This window comes from Pseudorhodoplanes sp. (assembly GCA_032027085.1).
Lineage (GTDB): Bacteria > Pseudomonadota > Alphaproteobacteria > Rhizobiales > Xanthobacteraceae > Pseudorhodoplanes.
Window position 1 is genome coordinate 4,905,837 of the sequence record JAVSMS010000001.1, and the last position, 23,355, is coordinate 4,929,191.

General features: G+C 62.9%; 20 protein-coding genes. 8 read left to right on the forward strand and 12 right to left on the reverse strand.

The window, feature by feature from the left end; translation table 11 throughout:
• Positions 1 to 14: 14 nt before the first annotated feature.
• The 3 genes from RO009_24110 to RO009_24120 form a co-directional block, all read right to left on the reverse strand.
• On the reverse strand, positions 15 to 1,526 hold the full coding sequence (locus RO009_24110) for a caspase family protein (protein ID MDT3688116.1): 1,512 nt from the start codon (positions 1,524 to 1,526) through the stop codon (positions 15 to 17).
• Between the two features lie 168 nt (positions 1,527 to 1,694).
• Positions 1,695 to 3,863 (reverse strand): amylo-alpha-1,6-glucosidase, encoded by a 2,169-nt coding sequence (locus RO009_24115; protein MDT3688117.1) that lies wholly within the window; start codon positions 3,861 to 3,863, stop codon positions 1,695 to 1,697.
• A 16-nt stretch (positions 3,864 to 3,879) separates the two neighbouring features.
• Positions 3,880 to 4,986 (reverse strand): glycosyltransferase family 4 protein, encoded by a 1,107-nt coding sequence (locus tag RO009_24120; protein ID MDT3688118.1) that lies wholly within the window; start codon positions 4,984 to 4,986, stop codon positions 3,880 to 3,882.
• A 179-nt stretch (positions 4,987 to 5,165) separates the two neighbouring features.
• On the opposite strand from RO009_24120, the gene RO009_24125 reads away from it, so the two are divergent.
• From RO009_24125 to RO009_24150, 6 genes are all read left to right on the forward strand, one after another.
• On the forward strand, positions 5,166 to 6,122 hold the full coding sequence (locus RO009_24125) for a D-2-hydroxyacid dehydrogenase family protein (GenBank protein ID MDT3688119.1): 957 nt from the start codon (positions 5,166 to 5,168) through the stop codon (positions 6,120 to 6,122).
• Between the two features lie 112 nt (positions 6,123 to 6,234).
• On the forward strand, positions 6,235 to 7,128 hold the full coding sequence (locus RO009_24130) for a polysaccharide deacetylase family protein (GenBank protein ID MDT3688120.1): 894 nt from the start codon (positions 6,235 to 6,237) through the stop codon (positions 7,126 to 7,128).
• Positions 7,129 to 7,182: 54 nt separating this feature from the next.
• On the forward strand, positions 7,183 to 8,058 hold the full coding sequence (locus RO009_24135) for a polysaccharide deacetylase family protein (protein MDT3688121.1): 876 nt from the start codon (positions 7,183 to 7,185) through the stop codon (positions 8,056 to 8,058).
• The gene (locus RO009_24140) at positions 8,055 to 9,263 is read left to right on the forward strand and encodes an amidase (GenBank protein MDT3688122.1); all 1,209 of its coding nucleotides are present in this window, start codon (positions 8,055 to 8,057) and stop codon (positions 9,261 to 9,263) included. The genes RO009_24135 and RO009_24140 overlap by 4 nt, the downstream gene beginning before the upstream one ends.
• Complete coding sequence (locus RO009_24145; GenBank protein MDT3688123.1) at positions 9,260 to 10,519, forward strand: flavin-dependent oxidoreductase; 1,260 nt, start codon at positions 9,260 to 9,262, stop codon at positions 10,517 to 10,519. Before RO009_24140 ends, RO009_24145 begins: the two co-directional genes overlap by 4 nt.
• A 48-nt stretch (positions 10,520 to 10,567) precedes the next feature.
• Positions 10,568 to 10,852 carry a DUF1328 family protein gene (locus RO009_24150; protein MDT3688124.1) on the forward strand — a complete coding sequence of 95 codons (285 nt, stop codon included), beginning with the start codon at positions 10,568 to 10,570 and terminating at the stop codon, positions 10,850 to 10,852.
• Here RO009_24150 and RO009_24155 read toward each other — a convergent pair.
• Positions 10,793 to 12,316, reverse strand: coding sequence for an AMP-binding protein (locus tag RO009_24155; protein ID MDT3688125.1), 1,524 nt, complete (start codon positions 12,314 to 12,316; stop codon positions 10,793 to 10,795). The two genes, RO009_24150 and RO009_24155, sit on opposite strands and share 60 nt — an antisense overlap.
• A gap of 225 nt (positions 12,317 to 12,541) precedes the next feature.
• On the opposite strand from RO009_24155, the gene RO009_24160 reads away from it, so the two are divergent.
• The gene (locus tag RO009_24160; protein ID MDT3688126.1) at positions 12,542 to 14,008 is read left to right on the forward strand and encodes an NADH:flavin oxidoreductase; all 1,467 of its coding nucleotides are present in this window, start codon (positions 12,542 to 12,544) and stop codon (positions 14,006 to 14,008) included.
• Complete coding sequence (locus tag RO009_24165; protein ID MDT3688127.1) at positions 14,005 to 14,895, forward strand: SDR family oxidoreductase; 891 nt, start codon at positions 14,005 to 14,007, stop codon at positions 14,893 to 14,895. Before RO009_24160 ends, RO009_24165 begins: the two co-directional genes overlap by 4 nt.
• Here RO009_24165 and RO009_24170 read toward each other — a convergent pair.
• From RO009_24170 to RO009_24205, 8 genes are read right to left on the reverse strand one after another with little or no spacing between them, the layout of a single operon-like run.
• Entirely contained in the window at positions 14,892 to 15,227 is a 336-nt protein-coding gene (locus tag RO009_24170) for a cupin domain-containing protein (protein ID MDT3688128.1), read from the reverse strand. The genes RO009_24165 and RO009_24170 overlap by 4 nt on opposite strands.
• Before the next feature lie 35 nt (positions 15,228 to 15,262).
• Entirely contained in the window at positions 15,263 to 16,138 is an 876-nt protein-coding gene (locus tag RO009_24175; protein ID MDT3688129.1) for a branched-chain amino acid ABC transporter permease, read from the reverse strand.
• Positions 16,131 to 16,895: an ABC transporter ATP-binding protein gene (locus RO009_24180; protein MDT3688130.1), complete on the reverse strand. Its 765-nt coding sequence runs from the start codon at positions 16,893 to 16,895 to the stop codon at positions 16,131 to 16,133. The genes RO009_24175 and RO009_24180 overlap by 8 nt, the downstream gene beginning before the upstream one ends.
• The gene (locus RO009_24185; protein ID MDT3688131.1) at positions 16,892 to 17,872 is read right to left on the reverse strand and encodes a branched-chain amino acid ABC transporter permease; all 981 of its coding nucleotides are present in this window, start codon (positions 17,870 to 17,872) and stop codon (positions 16,892 to 16,894) included. Before RO009_24185 ends, RO009_24180 begins: the two co-directional genes overlap by 4 nt.
• On the reverse strand, positions 17,841 to 18,566 hold the full coding sequence (locus RO009_24190) for an ABC transporter ATP-binding protein (GenBank protein MDT3688132.1): 726 nt from the start codon (positions 18,564 to 18,566) through the stop codon (positions 17,841 to 17,843). The genes RO009_24185 and RO009_24190 overlap by 32 nt, the downstream gene beginning before the upstream one ends.
• Entirely contained in the window at positions 18,563 to 19,702 is a 1,140-nt protein-coding gene (locus RO009_24195) for an ABC transporter substrate-binding protein (GenBank protein ID MDT3688133.1), read from the reverse strand. Before RO009_24195 ends, RO009_24190 begins: the two co-directional genes overlap by 4 nt.
• Before the next feature lie 24 nt (positions 19,703 to 19,726).
• Positions 19,727 to 21,286 (reverse strand): hydantoinase B/oxoprolinase family protein, encoded by a 1,560-nt coding sequence (locus RO009_24200; protein ID MDT3688134.1) that lies wholly within the window; start codon positions 21,284 to 21,286, stop codon positions 19,727 to 19,729.
• On the reverse strand, positions 21,283 to 23,355 hold the full coding sequence (locus RO009_24205; GenBank protein MDT3688135.1) for a hydantoinase/oxoprolinase family protein: 2,073 nt from the start codon (positions 23,353 to 23,355) through the stop codon (positions 21,283 to 21,285). The genes RO009_24200 and RO009_24205 overlap by 4 nt, the downstream gene beginning before the upstream one ends.

The window sequence follows — 23,355 nt, forward strand, 5'->3', positions numbered from 1 at the left end:
TCTGCACTGCAACGTTACTGGCAGATGATGCGCGGGGCGCCGCCGGTGTCGTGGGTGCAGCATTGGCGGCCTCCGACGGTGATCGGCGTTTCGCAGGCGGCGGCACCGCTGCTGCGGGGTGCACCGGTGCGACGCTCCTCACTGCGGCGAATGTCGCGCGCCGGCGGACGGTCGCGCAGCGCGCGATCGGGCTGCGGCGGACGAGCGGCCTGCGGTTTGGTCTTGCCGGGCGTGGGAATGGCGACGCAGGTTTCGCCCTCGCGCCGCGTGCCGGCACCGCAAACGAGCGGGCACACGCGCGTCTCCTTGGCACGCACCGCCTCGAGTGCGGCAAGGCTCGCGACCCTGGTGTCGAATCTGGCCCCGGCATGCTTGTTGAAGAGGCCGAGCGCCTGGCGTGATTTGGCCGACCATTTGCCGTCTTCGGCGCCGGGATCGCAGCCGACGCGTTTCAATTCGGCTTGCAGGCTCCGGGTCAGCGTGACCGGGTCAGGCGCGGGCGTTGAGGGCGCCGCGGCATTATCCGGTGCCGGCAAGGCGGCGATGGCGGTGCGCGGCTCCGCCGCGCCCGCGGCGGACGCTCCTGGAGAGGTCGCGGCAAGCTTGGCACGGGCGGCACGGGCAAGATCGGCATAGAAGCCGCTCTTGTAGACGGCGAGAAACGAGTCCCAGGCTTCCGCAGTACCGACACGTTCGGCGAGTTCGTAATCGCGCCGGATGTCGTTGGCGCTGGCCGCGGGCGGCGCAGCGCGCTTCGGTTCCTGCACCAGCGCCACGGTCGAACCGCCGAGCGAGCCATAGACGAAGGGCTCCTGGCGGCTGCCGGTGCTTTGCAGCACATCATCGCGTACGCGGCCGAAGGCTAGACGCACGTCGAGGCCCGGCACGGCAAGATTCTTCAGAAGCGCGGCCGTGAACGGGGAATGGACACCGTCGCCGTCGGCAGCCGTCGAGCCCGCTTTCGCCGCGAACGCAATCAGCGTGTCGCTGGAGGCGGGCTCGACCTTGGCGAGGCCGCCGACTACCGCGCGGGTCGCGATCGTGCGCTGCATGGTGCGCAAGAAAGGATTGTCGCGGCAGGCATCCAAAATAATGAGGCGCAGCCGTTTTGCGGGCTCGAGCGCGCGCACCACGCGGTCGAGCGCCAGCGCCTCGTCCTCGGCATCGAAATCATTGGCGAGCTTGGCGTCGACCGGAACGAGGTAATTGGTCCCGGAGACCTCGATGCCGTGGCCGGCAAAATAGACCACCGCGATATCGGCATTGCGCGTCTGCGCGGTGAATTCGCGGATCGCGCGCTTGATCTCCAGGCTGCCGAGATTTTCGCGTTCGTCGACGATGTCGAAGCCGGCCTTGCGAAAGAGGTCGGCCATCGCCTTGGCATCATTGATCGGATTGGAGAGCTGGACGGCGTTCTGATAGACGCCGTTGCCAATGACGAGCGCCACGCGCCTTTCAGCGCGCAGATCGGTGGCCGACAATGTCAGCGCCGCCACAATCAGGCCAAGGACCATCGCCAGACGCATCCACCCTCCTCGCAGCCTGTTCGCGCCTGCGAGCTCAGGCTAGCATCCCGCCGCGCCCGGACCAAGGCTCAGACCTTCCACCGACGGATCGGCTCCCGACTTTGTTGTTTCAGCCAACGGAAAGGTTCAAGCGGGCGCGCGAAAAATTTGCGGAAAGGCAGCCGGCAGTCAGACGGATGTGATCGACACCCGCATGTTGCCGTCGTTGCGCAGGACGTGAACGGACAGGTCGCTCGCGTGCTGGCGAACGGCAAAATCGATGCGCGAATTGCCCAGCCGCAGATTTCGTATCGTTACCTCGTCGAGGAAGTCAGGCAGATGCGGATTGTGCAGCAGGATTTCATTTCCCGACGGGACGAACCACAGGCCAAGCGAGGCCTGAAGCAGCGCGAAGGGAGCGGCCGCCGCCCAAGCCTGCGGCGCGCAAGCCACAGGATAAAGCGTCGGCCCGTGTCCGCGGCCGCGGCGGAAGCCGCAAAACAATTCAGGCAGACGGTTGAGATCGAAATAGGTCGCCGCCTCAAACAGTCCCTTGAAGATGCGCCTGATCGGGTCGCGCAATCCATACCGCGCAAAGCCGAGCGCGATCAGCGCGTTGTCGTGCGGCCAGACCGAGCCGTTGTGATAGGACATCGGATTGTAGCGACGTTCTCCGCGTGTGACGGTGCGAATGCCCCAGCCGGTGAAGGACGGACGCAACATGAGAGAGGCGGCGACGGCCTCCGCCCGTTCTTTCGGCGCAATGCCGGAGAGCAGCACCTGGCCGGCATTGGAGGTGCGCACGCGGCATTGCCGCTTGTCTCCGTCCAGAGCCAGCGCATAGGTGCCGATTTCCTCGCACCAGAATGCCTCGTCGAAACGTCGTGCCAGAACCGCCGCCTGCGCATCGAGCGTATCGGCAAATTCGGCATGGCCGAGGCGGCGTGCCGCCCGCGCGGCCAGTTGCTTGGCGGCGAAAACGTAACCTTGCACCTCGGACAGCGCGATCGGCCCTTCGGCAAGATCGCCGTTGGCGTGAAACACGGCGTCATGCGAATCCTTCCAGCCCTGATTGGCAAGCCCTTTTTCGGTCTGGCGTTCATATTCAACGAAGCCGTCGCCGTCGCGGTCGCCCCATTTGTCGATCCACTGCAGCGCCGTTTCAATATTCGGCCACAACTGGCGCAGCGTCTCGTCGTCGCCCGTGCGCTCCGCGTAAGCTCCCGCCAGCAGCACAAACAGCGGCGTTGAATCGACGCTGCCGTAGTATTGTGCGAAGGGCACCTCGCGCAGAGCGGCCATCTCGCCGGCGCGCATTTCGTGTAGAATTTTTCCCGGTTCCGCGTCGTTCAGCGGATCCCGCTCGCGGGCCTGATAGGCGGCCAGCCGCAGCAATACGCCGCGGGCTATTTCCGGATCGCACCAGAGCATCTGCAATGCGGTCAGCAGGCCGTCGCGCCCGAACGTCGTCGAATACCAGGGAATGCCGGCATAGGGATAGCGGCCATGCGGCGTCGTCGTCATCAGCATGTTCAGATCGGCCACCGAACGCTGAAGGACCTGATTGAAGACGTCATTCGACGTCTTGACGCATGCGATGCTTTCGCAGTTGCGTTTCTGCTCGCGGGCGGCAGAAATCATGCTGCGAAAGAACACCATTGGCGGCGAGCCGCCGATACGATCGCACGTCACCGCCAGAAAGAGCGAGCAATGCTGATTGCTTTCGAGCGAGACATCCAAGGATGCGACGCCGGATGACAATTCGGTGGGCACAGGATCAAAGCTCAGGGTGCTGACCCGCTCGCGTCCATCAAGGCCGACATATCTGAAGATCACCTGCTTGTTTTCTCTGAGCTCCGTGAACGAGCGTCCGCGGCGCTCACGGCGGACCCCGCGCACCTCGAAAACGTCGGCAAAATCATTGCCAAAGGCCATCGACAACCGCACGCTCAGCGGCTTGTCGTCGTGATTGCGGATGCCGAGACGCTGATAGAAGGTATCGCGCCACAAAAATATGGTGCGCACGACATGCAGCTTGTCCTTTGGCAACACCAGCGTCTCGCCGGAAAAGATATCCGGGTTGGTCAGATCGATGGTCAGCAATGAATTGTCGTCGTCGATATTCGAGCCCAGCAGCAGCATCTGCATGCCGTTGAGCAGCAGCTCAAATCGCGACAGGTAACGGGTGTCGGCGTGGAAAATGCCGTCAGACCCGCCGGCGCTGGCGCCGATATCGCCATGGCTATCCACCACGGCAAAAGTGTCGTTGTGCTTGAGAGTCCGCCGCGGCCTTGTCGCTGGTCCGACAAGGGGAATATAAAAATCTGCTTCCGGCGACGACTCAACAGCTTTGGTCACAAAAGCCGTTGCTTTATCAATCAACGTCCAGCTCCGCGTTCCGGTCGAGCTGATCGGCCACCAAAATCTCGTCCTGTTCCGGCACGAAGGCCGGGCTCTTCCTGACCATCGAACGATACAGATTTATGTATTCCTGCGCCATCCGGTTGACGCTGAAGCGTTGTTCAAATCTGCTACGGACCACACGATGGTCGAGCGCGAGCACCCGCGGCAAGGCGGTGACCGCTTCGTCGATGCTGTCGACAATCACGCCGCTAATGCCGTCATCAAGGATTTCGGGTACGGAGCCGCGGCGGAAGGCGAGGACCGGCGTGCCGCAGGCCATCGCTTCGATCATCACCAGACCGAACGGTTCGGGCCAGTCGATGGGAAAGAGCAGAGCTTCGGCCTCGCCGAGGAATTGTGTCTTCTGGCGTTCGTTGATTTCGCCGATGAACTCGACGCCCGGCTCCGACAGAAGCGGCTCCACAACTTCGCGGAAATAGACCTTGTCCACATAGTCGACCTTGGCCGCGATCTTCAGCGGAAGACCGCTGCGCTGCGCAATCCTGATCGCGCGGTCGGCGCCTTTTTCAGGCGAGATTCGCCCAAGGAATGCAAGATAGCCGCCGCGTCGGCCGTAATTCGGCTTGTGCAAGTCGAGAGGTAATCCATGATGGATGGTGCGCACATAATTGGCGTGGGGTAGGTGCTTGCGCTGCGCGGCGGAAATCGAGACCAGCGGAAAATCGTCAAATCCGAGATAAAACGGCGGCAGATCCGGCAGGTCCAGCCGCCCGTGCAGGGTCGTTACCGTGCGCGATGCGATCGGACGAAAAATGGGAAATGGAAAAAAATCGATATGAAAATGCAGGATGTCGAATTCGCCGGCGCAGGCGCGAGCCCTGTCCAGCATTAACATGTAGTAGGGGATGGAATCCTGAACCTTGGCATCCAGCCGCAGCGCCGTCGGGACGCAAGGGACGAGCCGTGCGGACGTCACCGAGTCACCGCTCGCAAACAGCGTCACGTCATGACCTAGCCGGACCAGTTCCTCGGTCAGGTAGGAGACAATTCGTTCACTGCCGCCATAAAGCCGCGGCGGTACGCTTTCAATCAGGGGAGCAATCTGGGCGATTTTCATTTTACATGCGACAAGCTTTGGACTCCCGCCCCGCAACCAGCGTGCAGAGAACGGAAAACAACGGCCGAACGTTCCATCAAAGGCAAAATTTAGTTTTGCCTTTCCGCTACGCAAGCGTTGCCGAATGTCCCCTGGCCGCTATTCTGGCACGTTTCGAAATTCCATAACGGAAATCCAAAATGCTTTATCGCTGTGCCGTCCTCGACGACTACCAGAATGTCGCCATGTCCTTTGCCGACTGGTCGAAATTGAAGGGCGACGTCGAGGTCACGGTTTTCAACAAGGGATTGGGCGATCTCAACGCCGTGGCGCAGGCGCTGCAGGGCTTTCAGATCGTCTGTGCCATGCGCGAGCGCACGCCCTTTCCACGCGCCTTGCTTGAAAAGCTGCCCGATCTGAAACTTCTGGTCACAACCGGGCTGAAGAACGCTTCGATCGACGTCGCGGCGGCCAAGGAGAGAGGCGTTCTGGTCTGCGGAACCGAGAGCCTCGGCTATCCCACCGCGGAACTGACCATCGGTCTATTGGTCAGCCTGGCGCGCAGGATCAGCTTCGAAAGCGCGCGCATGAAAGCGGGAGAGGCCTGGCAGGTGACCGTCGGCGGCGACCTCCACGGCAAGACGCTGGGCGTGCTCGGGCTCGGCAGGCTTGGCAGCCGGGTGGCCAAGGTCGCCAAGGCGCTGGACATGAAAGTGGTCGCGTGGAGCCAGAACCTCACTCCTGAAAAATGCGCCGAGCTCGGCGTCGAATATGCAACCAAGGAAGAACTGCTGAAGCAGTCCGACTTTGTCACCATCCATATGGTGCTGAGCCCGCGCAGCAAGGGCCTGATCGCGGCCAGAGAATTCGGGCTGATGAAAAAGTCCGCCTATCTGATCAACACCTCGCGCGGGCCGATCGTCGACGAGAATGCGATGATCGACGCGCTCACCAACAAGACCATCGCCGGCGCCGGGCTCGACGTTTATGACACCGAGCCGCTGCCAAAAGGACACCCGCTGCGCAGCCTGCCGAATGTGCTGCTGACGCCGCATCTCGGCTATGTCACGCGCGACAATTACCGCCTCTTCTACGGTCAGACGGTCGAGGCGATACGGGCCTGGCTGGACGGCAAGCCGGTGCGCGTTATTTCATAATGTCCAAATGAACCCTGGCGCGGCGCGCATGGCCAGGGTGACGCGACGACGCTTGAACCGCGACACGCAAACCTGCGAAAGTCAGCCGGCTTCCGCATTCACGAGTCATTCCATGTCCTCCCCCATGCTGCCGCGCGAGCGCGCCGAATATTCCGCCATTGTCGACCGCCCGCCGCTGAAGCTGCCCGGCGACGCGCGGGTGGCGGTCTGGACCATCGTCAATCTGGAAACCTGGGACATTTCCCGCGCCATGCCGCGGCAGGTGCTCACCCCGCCGATGGGGCAGCCGCTTCTGCCCGACGTGCCGAACTGGGGCTGGCACGAATACGGCATGCGGGTCGGCGTGTGGCGCTTCTTCGATCTGTTCCGCGAACTCGGCGTGCAGTGCTCGGCTGCCGTCAACGGCAAGATGCTGGAGGACTATCCGCGCATCGCCCGCGCCATCAAGGAGGCGGGCTGGGAATTCCTGCCGCACGGCTACGAGCAGATGCCGATGCACAAGGTCGAGGACCAGCCGGCCGCGATCAAGCGCACGCTAGATGTGATCGAAGGCATCACCGGGAAGCGGCCCGTGGGGTGGCTTGCGCCCGGCATGAGCCAGACGCTGGAGACGATGGATCACGTCGCTGCGGCCGGCATCAAATACACCGGCGACTTTGTGCATGATGATGAGCCATCGACCATCAAGACGGTGCATGGTCCGCTGGTGACCGTGCCCTACACCTTCGACATGAACGACATCACCATCATGGCGCTGCAGCACCACGAGGGAAAACATTTTTACGAGCGCGGCGTCGACCAGTTCGAGCAGCTCTACAAGGAAGGCGAGAAGCGCGCGAAGATCATGGCGATCCCGATTCACGCCTACATTTCGGGCCAGTCGCACCGTTTTGTGCATCTGGAGCGGCTCTATCGTTTCCTGAAGCGGCCGGGTGTGACATTCATGAGCGGCCAAGACATCTATGAATGGTACCGCGACGCGGCCAAGACGGCCGCCGTCCGCTGACAATCTCACATTCACGACAAGAGCACTGGCACAACAAGAACACTGGAGGTTTCAATGCCCATGCACCCGCGCGAGCGCATGTCCTATTCGGCGATCGAAGGACGCGCGCCGCTGAAATTTCCCGACGGCGTGCGCATGGTAATCTGGCCGGTGCTGGCGCTGGAGGAATGGGACATGTCGCGGCCGATGGCGCGCATGGTGATCTCGCCGCCGCAGGGTCAGCCGATGCTGCCCGACCATCCGAACTGGAGCTGGCATGAATACGGCATGCGCGTCGGCTTCTGGCGCATGAAGAAGATGCTGGAGCGCGTGGGCGCCACGCCGACGGTCACGCTCAATGCCAAGGTCTGCGAGACCTATCCGCAGGTGGTGCAGGCCTGCGTCGACGCCGGCTGGGAGCTGAACGCGCATGGCTATGAGCAGGTCCCGATGCACAAGCTCGAGGATCAGCGTGCGAGCATCATGAAATCGATGGACACGATCGAGAAGTTCTGGGGCAAGCGGCCGCGCGGCTGGTTCGGTCCGGGCCTGACGCAGACCTTCGATACGCTCGATTATCTCAGCGAAGCGGGCGTCGAATATATCGGCGACTGGGTGCTGGACGATGAGCCGGTGACGCTGAAGACCGCGCACAAGCCGGTCGTGGCCCTGCCCTACAATTTCGAGATCCACGACATCGTGCTGATGGCGCTGCAGAACCACACCTCCGACATGATGTATGTGCGCGCCATGGACCAGTTCAACTGCCTGTATGAAGAGGCGGCCGAACGGCCGAAGATCATGGCGATCGCCTGCCATCCCTATCTGTCGGGCGTGCCGCACCGCATCGCCCATGTCGAGCGCACCTTCCGCGAATTGCTCGCCAAGCCGGGCGTCGTGTCGTGGAACGGCGCGCAGATCCTTGACTGGTATCTGGCGCAGCAGACGTGAGCACGGCCGTCAGCAAGGCGGACCGCCGCTCGCCCTTCGTGCCGCATGATCTGGCGCGGCCGATTGCCGGATCCGACAGCGGCTTGCTTGCCGGGCTGACCGTCGCGATCAAGGACATGTACGACATCGCCGGCGAGCGGACCGGAGGCGGCAATCCTGACTGGCTGGCTGCGCAGCGTCCCGCCGCACGCAACGCCAGTGCCGTGCAGAAGCTGCTCGATGCCGGCGCGACGGTGATCGGCAAGACGATCTGCGATGAGTTTTTCTACAGCGTCGCCGGCGTCAACGAGCATTACGGTACGCCGGTCAATCCGCGCGCCCCCGGACGTATTCCGGGAGGATCCTCGAGCGGTTCGGCATCCGCGGTTGCGGCGGGCACCTGCGATTTCGCGCTCGGCAGCGACACCGGCGGTTCAGTGCGCATCCCCGCCGCCTTCTGCGGCGTTTATGGCATCCGTACGACGCACGGCCGCGTCGACGCAACGGGTGCAATGGCGATGGCGGCCTCGTTTGATGCGATCGGCTGGTTTGCGAATGGACCGGGCGTTCTCCGCAATGTCGGTACGGTTTTGCTTGATGGCAACGCACAGCCGGCCGCGGTGGAGCGCTTGCTGGTCCTCGACGACGCCTTTGCCGAAGCCGATAGCGATGTTGCCGCCCTGCTCCGTGCGGCACTCGCCGCGATGACGCCGGCACTGCCGGGCCCGCAACACAGACGTATTGCGCCCGAGGGCTTCGACGCGTGGCGCGAGGCGTTCCGCATCATTCAGGCGCACGAGATCTGGCAGGTGTATGGCGACTTTGTCACCGCCCGCCGGCCGCAGCTCGGATCGGGCATTCGCGAGCGCATGCAGGCGGCCTCGCAGATCGGCGCCGACGAACTCGGCCGTGCACGCGACGTCTATGCGACGGCACGCGCCCACCTGAGAGAGATTGCACAGCCGGGCACCCTGCTCGCGCTACCCACGGCGCCGAGCATTGCACCGCGGCTGGACGCCTCGCCGGCGGAACTTGATTCCGTGCGCACCCGCATCATGCGGCTGACCTGTCTTGCCGGGCTTGCCGGATTGCCGCAGCTATCGATCGCGGTCGGGACTGTGGCAGGATGTCCGGCGGGACTGTCGCTGATCGGCTGGCCGGGCGGCGACGAGAGCCTGCTCGAACTCGGATTGTCGCTGTCGCGCTATTGCGGGCTGGAAGCATGACATCAAAGACGCAGGACATTGCGATCATCGGCGGCGGCATTTGCGGATTGGCGCTGGCGCTCAACCTGCACCGGCTCGGCATTGGCTGCAGGGTCTATGAACGCGCGCCGGAGGTGAAGGAGCTCGGCGTCGGCATCACCCTCCTGCCGCATGCGATGCGCGAATTCACCGCGCTCGGCATCGCCGACGAGCTGTTCAAGGTGGGCATCGAGAATGCGGAGAGCTGCTTCTTCAACCGCTTCGGCCAGCTCATCTACCGGGAGCCGCGCGGCAAGTTCGCCGGCTATCAATATCCGGAGGTCGGCATCCATCGCGGCCGCCTGCACCTGATCCTCTATCAGCAGGCGCTGCGCGAGCTCGGCGCCGAGCGCATCATCACCGACCGGGATTGCGTCGGCCTCGAACAGGATGAGACCGGCGTCAGCCTCGCCTTGCGCGAGACCTCATCCGGCCGCTATCTCGGGAGCATGCGCGCGGCCGCGGCCATTGCCTGCGACGGCGTCAATTCCACCATCCGCAAGTCCTTCTATTCCGACGAAGAGGTGGCTTTTGCCGGCATCAATACGTGGCGCGGCGTGACGCGAAGACCACCGATCCTGACCGGCCGCAGCTATATGCGGATCGGTTCGATTCTCACGGGCAAGATCGTGATCTATCCGATCATCGACAATGTCGACGCCAGCGGCAACCAGCTCATCAACTGGATGGCCGAAATCAAGACGGACAATCTCGCCAAGAACGACTGGAACAAGCCGGGCGATCTCGACGACTTCTTCCATATCTACAAGGATTGGCGCTTCGACTGGCTGGACGTGGCGGAGTTGATCCGCAATGCCGACCAGATCCTCGAATATCCGATGGTGGACAAGGATCCGGTCGCGCGCTGGACATTCGGCCGCGTCACCTTTGCCGGAGATGCCGCGCACCCCATGTATCCGCGCGGCTCGAACGGCGCGGCGCAGGCCGCCATCGACGCCCGCACGCTGGCCGATTGCCTGACGGCGCACGACGACGTGCGCGACGCGCTGAAGGCCTACGAGGAGGCGCGCCTCGCGCCGACCGCGAAAATCGTCCGCACCAACCGGGAATTCCCGCCGGATTTCATCAACATCAAGGTGGAAGAGCTGGTCGGAGACCAACCGTTCGACGACCTCGACAAATATATCACGCAGGACGAATTGCGCGCGCTGTCCGAGAATTACAAGAGGATTGCGGGCTTTGCGCTATCCGACATCGCGCGTCCGGCCGGGAACTGATCGCCGGTCCGGCGGTTGGAATGGGCTGACGTTCGACGGGGCACATTCATGTTCAAATGGGCGGTGCTGTTCCTCATTCTCTCGCTGGTCGCGGGCGCGATGGGATTCGCCAATATTTCGGAAATCGCCAAACGCATTTCCATGGTGCTGTTCGCGCTGTTCTTCCTGATGTTCCTGGGACTGCTGCTGTTCGCGTGGCTGGTTGCGAACGCGTTGCAGGGAAGCGGCGTGGTCGAGCCCTCGACCGGAGACCTCATCAAAAGCGCGATCGCGCTAGGCTCCCTGCTGGCGCAACACGTGCCGCTGGATCTTGCCGGAATCCGTTTTCGGTAAAGCGGCCAGATAGCGGATGGCGCGCGGATATTTGTAGGGCGCGATCGAAGACTTGACGTAATCCTGCAGGCTCTTGGTCATTGCCTCATCACCGGCCTTGCCATCGCTCAACACGACAAAGGCGGCCACGATCTGCCCGCGTTCCGCATCCGGTAGGCCGACAACGGCGCATTCCCTGACATCCGGATGACCGAGGAGAACCTCTTCGATCTCGGCGCCGGAAATATTGTAGCCGGCGCTGACGATCATGTCGTCGGAACGCGCGTGATAGCGGAAATAACCCTCGTCATCGACGAGGAAGGCGTCGCCGGTGAGATTCCAGCCCTGGCGGACATAAATCTGCTGGCGCTCGACGTCATCGAGATAGCGGCAGCCGGTCGGGCCACGCACAGCGAGGCGCCCGACAGTGTTGGGCGGCAGCGGCTTCATCTCATCGTCGACCACCATGGCCTCGTAGCCCGGCAACGGCTTTCCGACCGCGCCCGGCCTCGTCTCTCCCTCAGGCATGGCCAGGAAAGCATGCAGCATCTCGGTTGAACCGATGCTGTTGCGCAAGGTGAGACCGGTTGCCTTTTTCCATGCGTCGAACACCGAGGGCGGCAGATGCTCGCCGGAAGAAATGCAGGTTCTGAGACTTGTCAGGTCGTAATTCGCCCTCTGCGCGGTCATCGCGCGATAGAGCGTCGGTACGGTGAACAGCCGAGTGACACGATGCCGCTCGATCGCGCCCAGCAAGGCCTCCGGCGTCGGCTGCTCCAGCAACACGCCGGACGCGCCGAAGCGCAGCGGAAACAAGAGCATGGCGCCGAGCCCGAAGGTGAATGCGAAGGGTGCGCTGCCGGCAAAGACATCGTCTTCCTGAATGCGCAAGAAGCGCGGAAAGCAATCGGCGACCGCGAGAATGTCTCGATGGAAATGCATGGTCGCCTTCGCGGATCCGGTAGTGCCCGAGGTGAAGGCGATCAGTCCGACATCGTCGTGCGAGACAATGACGTTCTCAAAAATGCCGCTCTGCGCCGTCATGCGCGTTTCGAGGCTGTCGGGTGCCTCGCCGTTGAAATACAGCGTGCGTACCTGCGGCGCGGCCTCGACGGCGCCTTGCCATTCGCCGGCCAGCCGCGCATCGCAAATCGCAAATTGTACGGCTGCCTTTTCCAGAATGTAGGCCAGTTCCCGCGAGCGCAGCAGCGGCATGGTGGAGACAACAATTCCGCCCGCCTTCAGCACGCCTAGCCATGCCGCCGCCAGCATCGGATTGTTGGCCGAGCGCAGCAGCACGCGGTTTCCCGGCACGAGGCCCACATCGTGGACCAGCACCGCGGCGATACGGTTGGTGCGCTCGAGCAGTTCCGCATAGCTGACAATGCCGTCGCTGCTGCGAATGGCAGGCCGCGTGCCCCACCCGCGGGCAATGGCGGTATCGAGCAATTCGCCCGCCGCATTGAACCGCTTCGGATAGTCCATCGCCTGCTCTTCCCCATGGCGAAGCAAGGGCCACAGTTCAAAGGGCGGGAGATGATCGCGTGCGAAGCTATCGGCGTAAACGGACGGATCAAGCATGGTGTGTTCGCTGTGTATCGGCCGCGCCGGGGGCCGGTCAATGACCGCGCAGCAGAAACCGTTGGCCATCGTCACGTGCATGGCTCGGAGATTGACGGCGTCCCTGCCGGCTCCTAGACCAGACGCATCATGTGGCGCCCCCCGCAACGTATCCGCTTCGAGGCAAAGCCCGGCCGCATTCCGTCGCGGCAGGAAGCCGAAGCGTCGCGCCTGTTTTCACCGGTGCAAGTCGGCCCCGTGACGCTCGAGCAGCGGACCTGGATTCCGGCCATGGTGCCCTGGCGCGCGACCGAGGATGGTTTTGTCACGCCGGACGTGATCGAGTGGTACGCCCGCTTTGCGCGCGGCCGGCCTGGGGCGATCGTCGTGGAAGCCACCGGCATTCGCGACATCCCGAGCGGGCCGCTGCTGCGGATCGGCCATGACCGCTATGTCGACGGCTTGCGCACGCTCACCCAGGCCATCCGCGAGGCGAGCGGCGGCGAAACAAGGCTTTTCATCCAGCTCATCGATTTTCTCGCCATCCGGCGGCGGCCGGACCGCGCCAAGTTCTTTGCGCGGTTTCTGGAGATCACCGACCGGCATCGCCAGGCGTTCGACGATCCCGGCATGAGTGAAGCGGATGTCCGCGCCGCGCTGGCGGCGTTGAACGACGAACAGCTCCTGCAGACGCTGACGGCACCGGAATACGAGGCCCTGCAGTTCGGTTATCGTGAGCGCGTCACCGACATGCATCTTGAGCACATTCGCAATCTGCCCAAGGTGCTGCCCGGCCTGTTTGCGGACGCCGCCATGCGTGCCCGCGACGCCGGATTTGACGGTGTCGAGCTGCATTACGCACATGCCTATACGATGGCCTCATTCCTTTCCCGCACCAATACGCGAGAGGACGGCTATGGCGGCTCACGCGAAAACCGGCTGCAGCTGCCGCTGGAAGTGTTCGCGGCCGTTCGCGAGCGCGTCGGCAAGGATTTTGCGGTGGGATGCCGCTATCTGGCGGAAGAATGCATCGAGGGCGGCAACGAGATCGACGACACGGTGCCCTTCGGCGTCGCCTTCGCGAAAGCCGGGATGGATTTCATCTCCACGTCGCGCGGCGGCAAATTCGACGATGCCAAGCAGCCGAGCGTGGGCGCCGCCGCCTATCCCTATACGGGACCGAGCGGCTATGAATGCATGCCGCAATTCATTTCCGACGAGCACGGGCCTTTCGGCCGCAACGTCGTCGCAACCGCCGCCATCCGCAAGGCGATCCGCGACACCGGCCATGACACGCCGGTGGTTTGCGCCGGCGGCATTCACAATTTCGAAATGGCGGAAAGGCTGCTTGCGGAAGGTGTCTGCGACATCGTCGGAGCCGCAAGACAGTCGCTCGCCGACCCGGACTGGTTTCGCAAGATCAAGCTGGGACTGGGCGACCAGGTGCGGACCTGCGAATACAGCAATTACTGCGAAGGCCTTGATCAAAAGCACAAGACCGTGACCTGCCAGCTTTGGGACAAGGAAGCGCTCGATGCGCCGGGCGCACGTTTGACGCCGGACGGCAAGCGCCGCCTCATCGCGCCTGACTGGCAGCCGCCGCAGAAGACCTCATGAGCGGATTGTTTTGCTTCGGCCTAAGCTACACGGCCGCAGCCTATATCGAGCGCCATGGCGCACAGTTCAGCCGCATTGCGGGCACGGTGCGCAATGCGGACAAAGCCGAGCAAATCGCCAAGAACGGAATTGCCGGCCGTGCGGTCGACGCTTTTGCCTTTGACGATATGCGGGCGGCGAAATCGTTGTCAGATGCCGCGCTGCTGATCGTCTCGATCCCGCCGGATGCGCATGGCGATATTGCACTGCGCGATTATTCCGACCGCTTGCGTCAGACGAGCGCGCTGCGATCGATCATCTATCTCTCCACCATCGGCGTTTATGGCGATCACGCCGGCGCCTGGGTCGACGAGACGACCATGCCCAATCCGAAGTCTGCGCGCAGCCGGGAGCGGCTCAAGGCGGAATTGCAGTGGCAGGATTTCGGTCGCGCCACCGGCATCCCCGTCGCAATCTTTCGGCTGCCGGGCATTTACGGGCCGGGGCGTAACGCGCTCATCAATGTCGCGCGCGGGGAAGCCAGGCGTATCGTGAAGCCGGGCCAGGTTTTCAACCGCATCCATGTGCACGATATCGCGCAGGCGATCAAGGCGGCGTATATCCGGCGCGCGAACGGCATTTTCAATATCTGCGACGACGAGCCGGCACCGGCACAGGATCCCATCGCCTATGCCGCCGACTTGCTCGGCGCGGTGTTGCCGGCGGAAGTCGCCTTTGATGATATCAAGCCGACGCTATCCCCGATGGCGCTCAGCTTTTATGCTGAGAGCAAGCGTGTACGGAACACGCGCATGAAGGATGAGCTCGGGGTCAGTCTGCTTTATCCAAGCTACCGGGAAGGCCTGCGCGCCCTGTTTGAGCAGGGTGACGCAGCCAACCTTCGCTAGGCCGCGTATTCCGGCCGCTGCGGTGTGAAGACGTCGAGATTCAGAACCGGCTCATCGCCGACGACTTCGCCCCAATGCTCCACATTGGAGGGAATGAAAAGGACGCCGCCCGGTCCGAGCAGGTAGGACTTGTCGCCGACATGAAAGCGCATGGTGCCGGAGATAATGTAGGCGATCTGCTCGTGCACGTGGCTGTGCGGCTGCGGCTTGTGTCCCGGCATCAGGCGATGCAACGCCACAGTCGCGCTGGCACCTGAGAATGCCTTGCGATCAACGCCCTCGCGTACCGGCGTCCAGGGAATCGAGCTCCAATCGATTTGCCGCACATCCATTGCATCCTCCTTCACTTTCAGACCCGGTTGTTACCTCATTTCGCCGAGCCAAACAGCCCGGACGGACGAATGAACAGAAACAGCAGCAGGATCGACAGCGCAGCGACATTCTTCAGTCCCGCGCCGAAGGTGACAATCGCCAGCGATTGCGCAAGGCCAAGCATGATGCCGCCGAGGAACGCGCCGAGCGGCCGGCCGAACCCGCCGATAATGGCGGCGATGAATCCGCTGATTGCGAAGGGCACGCCCACGTTGAACGCAGTATATTGCGTCGGGGTGATCAGGATGCCGGCAATGGCGCCGAGACCGGCGCTGAGCGCGAAGGCCAGCGCCAGCATGCGGTTTACGGGGATCCCCTGAAGCGCCGCCGCTTCATGATTAATGGCACAGGCGCGCATGGCCTTGCCGACCTTCGTGCTTTTGAAGAACAGCCCGAGCAAAGCGACGATCAGCAGCGAGGCGCCGACGATCCAGAGGATCTGATAGCTGATCGCAATGCCCGCGATTCGCAGTGGCGGCAGATCGGTGAAGACCGGCAGCGCCTTCGGCTGGTCGCCGACACCGATGAGCGTTGCGCGCTCGATCACGATTTGCGCCGCCAGCGTCGCCAGGATCATGACGAACATCGTCGCGTGACGATCCCAGAGCGGTCGCACGACGACCCGTTCGATCGCAACGCCGAGCGCCGCGCCGAATGCGACCGAGGCCAATGCCGCCGCCGGCATCGGCATGCCCTTCTGCATCAGTGTATGCGTGACAATGCCGCCCAGCATCACGAAAGCGCCTTGTGCGAAATTCACGATGCCGCTGGCGTTGTAGATAACACAGAAACCAACGGCGATCAGGCCGTAGATGCAGCCGACACTGATGCCGCTGATGAGAATCTGCGCAATATAGCCGAAATCACCCATGGCCGGCCTCGCCGAGATAAGCCGTCAGAACCGCGGGGTTTGTCCGGATTTCGGCCGGTGAGCCTTCGGCAATCTTCTTTCCGAAATCCAGAACGATGATGAAATCCGCCGTATTCATCACGAGATTCATGTCGTGCTCGATCAGGACAACCTTGGTGCCGCCGCCGGCAATCGCCCGGATCAGCGCAGAGAGCCTCGCGGATTCCTCCGAATTCAGACCCGCCGCCGGTTCATCGAGCAACAACAGTTTCGGATCGGCGGCAAGACCGCGCGCGATCTCCAGGAGACGCTGCTGCCCGTAAGGAAGAACCGACGCCTGCTGGTCCGCCTGGCCGGACAGTCCGACGCGGTCGAGCAACGTCCGCGCCGTCTCGTCAAGCGCAGCCTCCTGCTGGCGTGCCCAGCGCGGGCGGAAAACGGCCGACAGAATGCCGCCGCTGGTCCGCAAATGCCGGCCGACCTTCACATTCTCGATCGCGGGAAGATCAGGAAAAAGCTGAACAAGCTGGAAGGTGCGCACGAGGCCGAGCGCCGCCACGTCTTCCGGCTTTGCGCCGGTGATGTCGCGACCGCCGAAGGTCACGCGGCCGGCGGTCGGCACATGGAAACCCGAAATCATGTTGAAGAGCGTGGTCTTGCCGGCGCCGTTCGGCCCGATGATCGCCGTCACGCCACGGTCCGGTATGTCGCAGCTCACGGAATCGACCGCGGTGAGTCCGCCAAACCGTTTCGTCAGGTTGTCGAGCTTGAGGGTCATGACGGCAACGCGCTTTTCCGGTCGCGCATCAGGAGCGACGACAGCGACGCGATGCCCTTGGGCGCATAAATCAGCAGCAAGATCAGAACCGCACCATAGATCAGGTCCTGATAGTCCTTGAACTGCCGGAACATTTCCGGAAGCAGGCTGATCACGATGGCGCCGATCAGCGGCCCGACGATGGTCCCGATACCGCCGACATAGAGCATGGTGAAGGCAAGCACGACCATGTGCATGCCGTAGACTTCCGGACTCACGAAACCGACGACATGCACGAAGAGCGAGCCGGCGAGCGCGGCATAGCCTGCCGAAATCAGGAATGACACGAGCTTGTAATGGGCGACGTCGATGCCGAGCGCGCGGGCGGCATCTTCGCTGCCGGCGACCGCGACAAAGGCTCGCCCGAGCCGCGAGTTGCGGATCCGCCATGCGATGAAAAGCATGATGCAGGCGACAATGACCAGCAGCAGCAGCTGACTCTTCTCGGAGGTCACTTCGTAGCGGCCAATGCCGAGCGGCGGGATGCCGGAAATGCCCATATAGCCCTGGGTCACTGACTGCCAATGCACCGCGACTTCATAGACAATGAGGCCGACCGCAAGCGTCGCCATCGCAAGGTAATGGCCCTTGAGGCGCAGGGTCGGGTAGCCGATGAGCAGAGCGAAGGCGAGCGCGCCGGAAATGCCGATCGCCATGCCGACAAGCGGCTCCATGCCATAGGTGGTCGTCAGCACAGCCGATGTGTAGCCGCTGATCGCGGCGAAAGCGTTCTGCCCGAACGAAACCTGCCCGGCGAAGCCCATAAACACATTCAAGCCGGCCACGAAGATCGCATAGATCAACGCAAAGGACATGACGGTGACGAGGTAGCCGCCGGAAAACCAGGCATAGGCGATCAATGCCGCACCAAGCAGCCACGGCGCCAGCGCCGCGATGCGTGCCGGTTCAAGCGAAGTAATATTGCGCGAGGTCGTCATGGGACTTGATCTGGCGTGGATCGATTTCGGCAACGACACGGCCGACCGCGAACAGATAGGCGCGATGCGCGAGTTTGAGCGCGAGCGGCGCCTTCTGCTCGACCAGGATCACCGGCAGTCCCTGTCGATTGAGTTCGCCGAGCGTCTCGAGAATTTCCGACGTCACGCGGGGCGCGAGGCCGAGCGACGGCTCGTCGAGAAGCAGAATTTTCGGTTCGGCCATGAGAGCACGGCCCACCGCAAGCATCTGCTGTTCGCCGCCTGACAAAGAGCCGGAAGTCTGCGACAGGCGCTCCTTCAGGCGAGGAAACAGACCGAGCACCCGTTCCAGGCGGCGCTCGAATTCGGACTTGCTGTTGAGACGGTAGGCGCCGAGTTCAAGGTTTTCGCCAACGGTCATGGGACCGAAAATGCCGCGGCCTTCCGGAACGAGCACGACACCCCTGCCCGCCACGGCGACCGGGTCGCGGCGCGGCAATGCTTCGCCCTGGAAGCGCACGGCGCCGGAATTGTCGACCAATCCCATGATCGCGCGCATCAGGGTTGATTTGCCGGCGCCGTTCGGCCCCAGCACGGCGACGAGTTCACCGGCGCCGACCTGGATATCCGTCCGGTGCAGAGCCTCGACGCGCCCGTAGCGCGCCGAGATCCCGTCCGTTTCCAGTATCCTGTCTCTCGCCGGCGACGCGGTCACTTGGCCAGCCTGACCTTGCCGTCGATGATGGTGGCCAAGAGCAGCGGATTTTCCGTGATGCCCTGGTGATTGTCAGGCGCGAACTTGTAGAGGCCGGTCGTGCCCTGGAAGTTGCTCAATGTTTCAATGGCGTCACGAACTTTCGGTCCGTCGAAGGATTTCGCCTTCTCGATCGCCGCCTTGGTGATCATGACGGCGTCCCAGCCGCGCCCGGCCCAGTTCGGATCGCGATCCTTGTGCTTGGCGCGCCAGGGCGTGAGGAACTTGCCAATCTCGGCTTTCAGCGGACCCTCCGGCAGCGCGTCATAGACCTGCGAGGGCGAGGCAACAAAGAAGAACTTGTCTCCCAGCACCTCCGCCACCGGCCGGAACACTGCGATGTCCTCGAGACTGGTGAGCAGCAGCATGTCCAGACCAAGCTGCTTGATGTTCTTCGCTGCGGTCAGCGTCGTGCCGCCGAGGCCGATCTTCAGGATGGCACGGGCGCCGGCCGCATGCATCTTGCTGATCTGCACGCTCAAATCGGCGTCGTCCTGCTTGTATTGCTCGATGCCGACAATCTCGAGGCCGTAACTTGCCGCGCTTTTTTCAGCCGCCTGCTTTTGCAGATTGGCATAAGGAGTCGGATCGTGCAGCACGCCGATTTTCTTGATCTGCGTCTTGTCTTTCAGATAGGCAAGACGGGTCTCCACCTCGAAGCGGGGCGGCGGAATGGTGGTGAACGCCCATTTCACATGATCGGGCTGCTGCGGCAGAATCGAGCAAAGCACCATCGGAATTTGCGCGCGCACGACGAGCCCGGCGGCCGCGAAATTGCCGGCCGAGACGCAGCCGCTGGTGAACACCTCGGCCTTGTCGGAAATCATCTTCCGATAGACCGTCACGGCTTCCTGCGGCTCGGAGCGATTGTCCTCGGTGATGACCTGGATTTTCCGGCCCATGATGCCGCCCTTGGCGTTGATCGCTTCGGCGGCGATTTCCACGCCATCGCGCCAGGCTCGGTCGACGGTCGCGGCATAGCCGGTGAGGCCGGCGGAAATTCCAATCTTGTAGACATCCTGGGCATTGGACGGCGTTGCGAGTGCGAGCAACGCGCATCCCACGCCCAATGCACTGAACAGCGTTTTTATTCTCATGATCTTCCTCCCTTCATCGTCAACTCAAGCCGGCGGGCCGTAGCCGCCGCCGCCCGGCGTTTCGAGCAACACCACATCTCCGGGTTCCATGGTGAGCTTGCGAGCCTCGCTCACGGATTTTCCGTTCACCAGAAATTTCCCGGCGTCGCCGGTGCCACCCCCGCCGATGCCATCAGGCCCCGCATCGAGCCTGCTCGGCACTGCATTCAGCAGCCATTGATCTCGGGTGCGCATGTGAAACTGGATCGATTGGCCGTCGCCACCGCGCATGCGGCCGGCGCCACCCGAGCCAATGCGCAATTCCTTGCGGTCGAACACGATGGGCATGGTGGCTTCAAGAATTTCGACCGGCACGGCGGCGACGCCGGTCGGATAGCAGGTGGCGCTCGGGCCGGGCTTGGTCGCCCGCGCACCCATGCCGCCCGAATAATTGAACATCGAGGATGTGAAGGGCTCGCCGTCCTCGCGGCGGCCCTGGATCTGGATGGTCCAGACCGCGCCCGAACCTTCGGCAAGAACCTTGTCCGGCATCACCTGATAGAGCGCCTTGAGGATCGGCATCGGCACATACATGCCGACCACATGGCGTGCATTGACTGGTGCGGGGTATTTGCAATTGACGATCGAGCCTTCCGGGGCAACGACCTTGATCGGCGCAAGGCTGCCGGTGTTGTTCGGCAGATCGGGATTGAGACACGAGCGCACGGCGAAGGTGGAATAGGCGTGCGTGTAGTTGAGCACGACATTGATGCCGGTCGTGGTCTGCGGCGAAGATCCAGTGAAATCGACAGTGATCTCGGCCGCCTTGGCATCGACCGTGACGGCCGTCTTCAAAGTGATGATCTGGCCGCCGGGGACGTCAAACCTGCTTTCGCCGAGATAGGTTCCTGGCTTGAGCTTGCGGATTTCATTGCGCGTTGCTTCTTCCGAACGATTGATGACCTCGTCCGACAGCCCCTCAATATCCGGCAGATCGTGCCGGCGGCACATTGCGATCAGCCGCTCGCTCGCCGCCTGCCCGCTCGATACTTGCGCGGCAAGATCGCCGAACACGGCATCGGGTGTTCGCACATTGGCACGTATGATGGCGTGCAGAACCTCATTCGGAATGCCGCGCTCGTAAAGCTTGAGCGGCGGAATGTAGAGACCCTCCTCGTGCACGTCGCGCGCACCCGCGCCGATGCCGTAACCGCCGATATCGGTATGATGAATTGTCGAGCCGATATAGGCGAGCAGCTTGTCGCCGTCATAGATCGGCGTCAGCACGGTGATGTCGAAGAAATGGCCGGCGGAGAGCCAGGGATCGTTGGTGATCAGGACATCGCCCGGCTCGATTCGGTTGTTGAAGATGCGCGCAAGATGCGCGCCGGCAAAGGCGAGTGAATTGATGTGGCCGGGCGTTCCGGTATTGGCCTGCGCAACCATGCGGCCGCGGCGGTCGAACAATGCGCAGGCAAGATCTCCGGCTTCGCGCACGATCGGGCTGAACGCGATGCGCTGCAGAGCCTTGGCGCGCTCGGTTACAATCCCGATCAGATTGGACCAGAGAATTTCAAGCTCGACGCCGTCCATCGCGTTTCTCACGACACCACCTGCTTGCGCGCAACGATACAGCCGACGACGTCGATCTCCGCGACCCAGCCCGGAGGCAACGCGGTTGTGGTTTCGCGCTCTTCAATAATTGCAGGGCCCACGATCGACTGGCCCACGGCCAGGTCTTTTCGCGCAAAGACCGGCACATCGGCATTAAGGTCCCAGGCGTCAACGTGCCGCGTGCGGTTCGGCCGACCTGGCGTGGCCGGCAATCTCGCGGCGGCATGAAACGGCACCTTCGGGCCGCGCGCCGTCAGCCGCCAGGATACAAGTTCGATCGGAACATGCGAGGGGTTGACGCCGTAGAGCTTGCGGTACTCGCTTTCAAACTCGGCCGAAATGTCCTGCGTCGAACGCTGCGACCGCGGATCGGCGGAGAATGTCACCGTCAGCTCGTTCTGCTGGCCGAAATAGCGGAGGTCCGCACCGAAAACCAGCGTGACATCTTCCGGCGCGCATCCGGCTTCGCGCAAAGCCGCCTTCGCCTCCGCGATCATCTGGTTCAGCGTTCTGCCCGCGCGCTCCCAGTCAAGGTCCATCAGCTTGACCAGATCGCTGTGCACCAGATCGAGCCGCACCGGCGTCACCAAAGTTCCGAAGGCCGACAGCACGCTTGATTGCGGCGGAATGATCACGGTGCTGCTCTGCAGGAGCGTGGCCACCCCGCAGGCATGGATTGGGCCGGCTCCGCCGAAGGCGAAAAGCGGAAGCCCGCGATAGTCGACGCCGCGATCGGTGGCATGCGTGCGCGCGGCGGAGGCCATGGCTTCTGTCACCACGCGAAAAATCCCGCGCGCCGTCTGCACCCCGGTCAGACCGAGTTCGCCCGCCAGGCGGCCCACCACGGCGCACGCCGCTGCCGCATCGAGCTTCATGTCGCCGCCAAGGAAATTGTCGGCATCGAGCAACCCGAGAACCAGATCGGCATCGGTGACTGTCGGATTTTGTCCGCCACGGCCATAGCAGGCCGGTCCTGGATCAGACCCTGCGCTTTCCGGGCCGACCTTCAGCAGGCCGAGAGAATCCACATGCGCAATGCTGCCGCCGCCGGCACCGATCTCGATCATGTCGATCGAGGGCACCGTCACCGGCAGGCCACTGCCCTCCTTGAAGCGATAGCGGCGATCGACTTCGAACAGCCCGGTGACCAGAGGTTGCCGGTCCTCGATGAGACAGGCTTTGGCCGTCGTGCCGCCCATGTCGAAGGACATCAGGCGGTCGATGCCGAGCACCTCGGCGTAATGGCACGCAGCCAGCGCACCGGCCGCCGGGCCGCTTTCGATCATGCGCACGGGATTGCGGCCCGCCGTGTCGGCGCCGACAATGCCGCCCGAACTCAGCATGATCAGCGGCGAATTGGCATAGCCGTCACTCTTCAGACGCTCGCACAGCCGGCGCAGATACGGCTGAGAAATCGGCATCGTATAAGCGTTGACGGTCGCGGTCGACGCGCGCGGGTATTCCCGGATCTGCGGTGCGACGTCGGACGATGTGCAGATGAAGACGTCCGGCAGCAGCTTGCCGAGTTCGCGCGCCACGACCAGTTCGTTTTCGGGATTGGCGAAGCTGTTCAGGAAACAAATGGCGACGGCACGGGCGCCTTTGTCGGCGAGTTCTCTCGCCAGGGCCTTGATGTCGGCCATGTCCGGCTTGCACAGAATGGTGCCGTCCGACAGTGTCCGTTCCGCGACGCCGAACGTCATGTCCCGCGGCACCAGCGGATCGGGAAATTCGATCTGCGGATCGTACATCTCGTAGCGGTGCTCGTTGCGGATGACGAGCACATCGCGGAATCCTTCGGTAACCACCAAGGCGGTCGGCAGGCCCTTGCGTTCAATCAGCGCGTTGGTGACGACCGTCGTGGCGTGCACGACCACGCCGTCGATCGATTGCGGCTTGGCGCGGGCTTTCGACAGCACCGACTCGACGCCGCGGAAAAACCCAACGAGCAGATCGTCATGCGTGGTCAGGGTCTTGTCGACGGTGAGAACGCCGTCATCACCCCGCAGGACAATGTCCGTGAAGGTTCCGCCGATATCGACTGCAAGAGAAAAGGACAT

Excerpts from the sequence above, each read along its gene's own strand:
- RO009_24110 (MDT3688116.1), bottom strand. The coding sequence starts at position 1,526 with ATGCGTCTGGCGATGGTCCTTGGCCTGATTGTGGCGGCGCTGACATTG.
- RO009_24120 (MDT3688118.1), bottom strand. The coding sequence starts at position 4,986 with ATGAAAATCGCCCAGATTGCTCCCCTGATTGAAAGCGTACCGCCGCGG.
- RO009_24125 (MDT3688119.1), top strand. The coding sequence starts at position 5,166 with ATGCTTTATCGCTGTGCCGTCCTCGACGACTACCAGAATGTCGCCATG.
- RO009_24130 (MDT3688120.1), top strand. The coding sequence starts at position 6,235 with ATGTCCTCCCCCATGCTGCCGCGCGAGCGCGCCGAATATTCCGCCATT.
- RO009_24135 (MDT3688121.1), top strand. The coding sequence starts at position 7,183 with ATGCCCATGCACCCGCGCGAGCGCATGTCCTATTCGGCGATCGAAGGA.
- RO009_24145 (MDT3688123.1), top strand. The coding sequence starts at position 9,260 with ATGACATCAAAGACGCAGGACATTGCGATCATCGGCGGCGGCATTTGC.
- RO009_24150 (MDT3688124.1), top strand. The coding sequence starts at position 10,568 with ATGTTCAAATGGGCGGTGCTGTTCCTCATTCTCTCGCTGGTCGCGGGC.
- RO009_24155 (MDT3688125.1), bottom strand. The coding sequence starts at position 12,316 with ATGGACTATCCGAAGCGGTTCAATGCGGCGGGCGAATTGCTCGATACC.
- RO009_24160 (MDT3688126.1), top strand. The coding sequence starts at position 12,542 with ATGTGGCGCCCCCCGCAACGTATCCGCTTCGAGGCAAAGCCCGGCCGC.
- RO009_24165 (MDT3688127.1), top strand. The coding sequence starts at position 14,005 with ATGAGCGGATTGTTTTGCTTCGGCCTAAGCTACACGGCCGCAGCCTAT.
- RO009_24170 (MDT3688128.1), bottom strand. The coding sequence starts at position 15,227 with ATGGATGTGCGGCAAATCGATTGGAGCTCGATTCCCTGGACGCCGGTA.
- RO009_24175 (MDT3688129.1), bottom strand. The coding sequence starts at position 16,138 with ATGGGTGATTTCGGCTATATTGCGCAGATTCTCATCAGCGGCATCAGT.
- RO009_24180 (MDT3688130.1), bottom strand. The coding sequence starts at position 16,895 with ATGACCCTCAAGCTCGACAACCTGACGAAACGGTTTGGCGGACTCACC.
- RO009_24185 (MDT3688131.1), bottom strand. The coding sequence starts at position 17,872 with ATGACGACCTCGCGCAATATTACTTCGCTTGAACCGGCACGCATCGCG.
- RO009_24195 (MDT3688133.1), bottom strand. The coding sequence starts at position 19,702 with ATGAGAATAAAAACGCTGTTCAGTGCATTGGGCGTGGGATGCGCGTTG.
- RO009_24205 (MDT3688135.1), bottom strand. The coding sequence starts at position 23,355 with ATGTCCTTTTCTCTTGCAGTCGATATCGGCGGAACCTTCACGGACATT.